Origin of the sequence: Aquipuribacter hungaricus (genome assembly GCF_037860755.1) — a bacterium.
Classification (GTDB): Bacteria; Actinomycetota; Actinomycetes; order Actinomycetales; family JBBAYJ01; genus Aquipuribacter; species Aquipuribacter hungaricus.
Genome location: NZ_JBBEOI010000256.1, coordinates 1 through 4,813, shown reverse-complemented (window position 1 = coordinate 4,813; position 4,813 = coordinate 1). Strand labels below are relative to the sequence as shown.

General features: G+C 77.2%; 5 protein-coding genes and 1 pseudogene. All 6 read left to right on the top strand.

The window, feature by feature from the left end:
• The first annotated feature begins 126 nt into the window (after positions 1-126).
• The gene (locus WCS02_RS17515) at positions 127-1,074 is read left to right on the top strand and encodes a PLP-dependent cysteine synthase family protein (protein WP_340295541.1); all 948 of its coding nucleotides are present in this window, start codon (positions 127-129) and stop codon (positions 1,072-1,074) included.
• 21 nt (positions 1,075-1,095) lie between these two features.
• Positions 1,096-1,908: a glutamate racemase gene (gene murI, locus WCS02_RS17510; RefSeq protein ID WP_340295540.1), complete on the top strand. Its 813-nt coding sequence runs from the start codon at positions 1,096-1,098 to the stop codon at positions 1,906-1,908.
• Positions 1,909-1,922: 14 nt separating this feature from the next.
• On the top strand, positions 1,923-2,717 hold the full coding sequence (locus WCS02_RS17505; protein WP_376984381.1) for an MBL fold metallo-hydrolase: 795 nt from the start codon (positions 1,923-1,925) through the stop codon (positions 2,715-2,717).
• A gap of 45 nt (positions 2,718-2,762) precedes the next feature.
• Positions 2,763-3,503, top strand: coding sequence for a ribonuclease PH (rph, locus tag WCS02_RS17500; protein WP_340295536.1), 741 nt, complete (start codon positions 2,763-2,765; stop codon positions 3,501-3,503).
• Positions 3,500-4,180 (top strand): non-canonical purine NTP pyrophosphatase, encoded by a 681-nt coding sequence (locus WCS02_RS17495; RefSeq protein ID WP_340295535.1) that lies wholly within the window; start codon positions 3,500-3,502, stop codon positions 4,178-4,180. The genes rph and WCS02_RS17495 overlap by 4 nt, the downstream gene beginning before the upstream one ends.
• A 91-nt stretch (positions 4,181-4,271) precedes the next feature.
• Positions 4,272-4,813: pseudogene (locus WCS02_RS17490) on the top strand (molybdopterin-dependent oxidoreductase); the annotation flags it as partial.

Genomic DNA, 4,813 nt, shown 5'->3' with positions numbered 1-4,813 from the left:
GGGCGCACGACGCCGCTGGCCCCCGGGGACGACGTGACGATCCTGCCCGCGGTGGCCGGCGGGGCGGTTGCCGGCGGCGCGGACGCCGGCGGCGCGGACGCCGGCGGCGCGGACGGCCGCTGAGAGGTGCGCGCGGACTCGCTCCTGGACACCGTCGGCGGCACCCCGCTGGTGCGGCTGTCCCGGCTGCTGCCCGGGGAGCGGGTGACGCTGTGGGCCAAGCTCGAGGACCGCAACCCCACCGGCTCGGTCAAGGACCGCCCGGTGGCGTGGATGCTGCGCGCGGCCGAGGCCGACGGCCGGCTGGTGCCGGGCGCGACGCTGCTGGAGGCGACCAGCGGCAACACCGGCATCTCGCTGGCGATGGCCTCGCGGCGTTCCGGCTACCACCTCGTCGTCGTCATGCCGGAGAACGTGTCGGCGGAGCGGGTCGCCCTGCTGCGGCTCTACGGCGCCGACGTCCGCTTCTCCGCGGCCGCCGGCGGCTCCAACGAGGCCGTCCGCACGGCCCGCGCGCTCGCGGCCGAGCACCCGGACTGGGTGATGCTCGACCAGTACTCCGACCAGGCCAACGCCCAGGCGCACTACGAGTCGACGGGGCCGGAGCTGCTCGCCGACCTGCCCGAGATCACCCACCTCGTCGCCGGCCTGGGCACCACGGGGACCCTCATGGGCGCCGGCCGGTTCCTCAAGGAGCAGGTCCCCGGCGTGCAGGTCGTCGCCGCGGAGCCCCGCTACGGCGAGCTCGTGTACGGCCTGCGCAACATGGACGAGGGCTTCGTCCCGGAGCTGTACGACGAGACCGTGCTCGACCGGCGCTTCTCCGTCGGCCCGCGCGACGCCGTCCGGCGCACCCGTGAGCTGCTCGACGCCGAGGGCATCTGGGCCGGCGTGTCCACCGGGGCGGTGCTGCACGCGGCGCTGGGCGTCGCCCGGCAGGTGGCGCGCGACGGCGGCGAGGCCCACATCGCGTTCCTCGTCTGCGACGGCGGCTGGAAGTACCTGTCGACCGGGGCCTTCGACGGCGACCTCGACGACGCCGAGGAGGCGCTGGACTCCCAGCTCTGGGCCTGACCCGCGCGTACCCTCGTGCCCGTGCTGGACGAGCTCGACGCCCCGATCGGGATCTTCGACTCCGGGGTGGGCGGGCTGACCGTCGCCCGGGCGGTGCTGGACCAGCTTCCGCACGAGCCGATCCGCTACCTCGGCGACACCGCGCGCACGCCGTACGGCCCGCGGCCGATCGCCGAGGTCCGCCGGTACGCGCTGGAGTGCCTCGACCGGCTCGTCGACTCCGGCGTGAAGATGCTCGTGATCGGCTGCAACTCCGCGAGCGCGGCCATGCTGCGCGACGCGCGCGAGCGCTACGACGTCCCGGTCGTCGAGGTCATCGCGCCCGCGGTACGCCGCGCGGTCGCCGCCACCCGCAACGGGAAGGTCGGCGTCATCGGGACCCGGGCGACCATCAGCTCCCGCGCCTACGAGGACGCGTTCGCCGCCGCCGTCCACCTGGAGCTGACCACCCGCGCCTGCCCCCGCTTCGTGGAGTTCGTCGAGCAGGGCGTCACGGCCGGCCCGCAGCTCATGGCCGTCGCGGAGGAGTACCTGGCGCCCGTGCGCGCGGCGGGCGTGGACACGCTCGTGCTCGGCTGCACCCACTACCCGCTGCTCACCGGCGTCATCGACCAGGTGATGGGGGAGCAGGTCAGCCTCGTCTCCAGCGCCGAGGAGACCGCCAAGGACGTCTACCGGGTCCTCGCCGCGCACGACCTGCACCGGCCCGACGACGCGCCGCCGCCGCAGCACCGGTTCCTCGCCACCGGGGACACGGCCTCGTTCCTGGCCCTGGCCGGGCGGTTCCTGGGCCCGGTGGTCGGGGCGGTCGAGCTGACCGGGGCCCCGGCGTGAGCGCGCCGACCGGGCTGCGGCTGACCGTCGTCGGCTGCGCCGGCTCCTACCCCGGGCCGGGGTCGGCGGCCTCGTGCTACCTCGTCGAGGCCCCGGACGGGCACGGCGGCACCACGCGCGTCGTCCTGGACCTGGGCAGCGGCGCGCTCGGCCCGCTCCAGCACCACCTGGACCCGCGCGACCTCGACGCGGTCCTGCTGTCGCACCTGCACGCCGACCACTGCCTGGACCTCATGGGGCTGTACGTCCTGCAGCGCCACCACCCCGGCGGCAGCACCGGTCGCCGGGTGCCCGTCCACGGCCCGGCGGGGACCGCGGCCCGGCTGGCCCGCGGCTACGACCTCGTCGCCCCGGCGGACATGTCGGCCGAGCTCGACGTCCAGGAGTGGTCCCCGCGCACGGGCGTTCAGGTCGGCTCCCTGCGAGTCACCCCGTTCCCGGTCCGGCACCCGGTCGAGGCGTACGCGCTGCGCGTGGTGTGGACCGACCCCGCCGGGCAGGACCACGCGCTCGTCTACTCCGGCGACACCGACACCTGCGAGGGCCTGGACGAGGCCGCCGCCGGCGCGGACCTGCTGCTGTGCGAGGCCGCGTTCGTCGAGGGCCGTGACGAGGCCCGCGGGATCCACCTCACGGGCCGGCGCGCGGGCGAGGTCGCGGCGGCCGCCGGCGCCGACCTCCTCGTGCTCACCCACGTCCCGGCGTGGAACCCGCCCGGCGTCGCCGCGCAGGAGGCGGCCGAGGTGTTCCTAGGCCGGACCGTGACCGCCGAGCCCGGCGCCGTGCACGAGGTCGTCCACGGCGGCTGAGGCCCTGAGTTGGTCGGCGCCGGTGCGCGGGGCTTTGATGGCCGGGTGACCAGCCCCCGCCACGACGGCCGACTGCCCGACCAGCTGCGCGAGGTCCGCCTCACCCGCGGCTGGACCGACCACCCCGAGGGCAGCGTGCTCGTCGAGTTCGGCCGCACCCGCGTGATGTGCACCGCGAGCTTCACCCCGGGCGTGCCGCGCTGGCGCAAGGGCTCCGGCAAGGGCTGGGTGACCGCGGAGTACGCGATGCTGCCGCGCTCGACCAACACCCGCAGCGACCGGGAGTCGGTCAAGGGCAAGGTCGGCGGCCGCACGCACGAGATCTCCCGGCTGGTCGGGCGGGCGCTGCGCGCCGTCGTCGACACCTCGGCCCTGGGGGAGAACACCGTCCACCTGGACTGCGACGTGCTGCAGGCCGACGGCGGCACCCGGACCGCCGCCATCACCGGCGCCTACGTCGCGCTCGCCGACGCCATCACCTGGGCGCAGGCGCAGGGCCACGTGAAGAAGGGCGCCAAGGCCCTGACCGGCTCGGTCTCCGCGATCAGCGTCGGCGTCGTCGGCGGCCGGGCCGTGCTCGACCTGGACTACCCCGAGGACGTCTCCGCCGGCACGGACATGAACGTCGTCTGCACCGGCGACGGCCGCTTCGTCGAGGTCCAGGGCACAGCCGAGGGCGCCCCGTTCGACCGCGAGGAGCTCGACGGGCTGCTGGACCTGGCGCTGCTGGGCTGCGCGCTGCTCACCGAGCAGCAGCAGCGGGTCCTCGCGACGCCGGCGCCGTGAGCGACGCCGGCGACGTGGGCGACGCGGGGCCGCGGCTGGTGCTCGCCACGCGCAACGCGCACAAGGTGACCGAGCTCGTCCGCCTGCTGCGCCCGCACGTCCCCGGGCTCGCGGACGGCGACGTCGTGGCCGTGTCCGACCTGCCCGCGCTCGGCCTGCCCGACCCGGGCGAGGTCGTCGAGTCCGGGGTGACCTTCGCGGAGAACGCGCTGCTCAAGGCCCGGGCGGTCGCGGCGGCGACGGGCCTGCCGGCCGTGGCCGACGACTCGGGGCTCTGCGTCGCGGTCATGGGCGGGTCGCCGGGGATCTTCTCCGCCCGGTGGGCGGGCCGCCACGGCGACGACGCCGCCAACCTCCGGCTGCTGCTCGACCAGCTCGTCGACGTGCCCGACGGCCACCGCGGCGCGTGGTTCGAGTGCGCGGCCGCCGTGGTGGTCCCCGGCACGTCCGGACCGGGCGGCGGGGCCGCGGAGGAGGTCGCGACCGGCCGGCTGGCGGGCACGCTGGTGCGCGAGCCCCGCGGCGCCGGCGGGTTCGGCTACGACCCGGCGCTCGTGCCGGACGGCGGGACGCGCACGTGCGCCGAGCTGGCCCCGCCGGAGAAGGACGCGATCAGCCACCGCGGGCAGGCCATGGCGGCGCTGGCCCCGAGGCTGGCCCGGCTGCTCGCCGGCTGAGCGCCCCACCCGCCGGGTCCGTCACGACGTACCGCCACCCGTCCGGCCGACCCGGTCGCCGGACCCTCCGGCGGGAGCGCATGCTGGGCCGGTGACCGCCACGACGACCGACCGCCCCGCAGCCCCTCCGGCCCCGGTGCGCCGGTCGACCGGCTGGGCGGCCGCCGCGGGCGTCGTCGCCGCCGGGGCGGGGATCGCGGCCGCCGAGGTCGTCGGGGTGGTCACCGGGCCGGGCTCCACGCCGGTGCTCGCGGTGTCCGACCTCGTCGTCGACCTCACGCCGGCCTGGGCCAAGGACGCGGCCATCGCCGTCTTCGGCACCGCCGACAAGCTGTTCCTGCTCACCGTGGTCGCCCTGGTGGCGGCGGCCGTGGCGGCGGCGGCCGGGGTGCTCGAGAGCCGCCGGCCCGGCTGGGGCACCCCCGTCACCGCGCTGCTCGCCGTGGCCTGCGGCGCCGCCGCCCTCACCCGGCCGGACCTCGGCGTCCTCGGGGTGCTGCCCGCCGTGGTCGCCGGGGTCGTCGGCGTCCTGCTGCTGCGGGCCCTGCTGGCACGGGTCGCCCCGGCCCCCGCCGGGCACGACCTGGACGGCACGGCCGGTGGCACCGGTGCGGTCGCCGGCGGGGCGCGCGC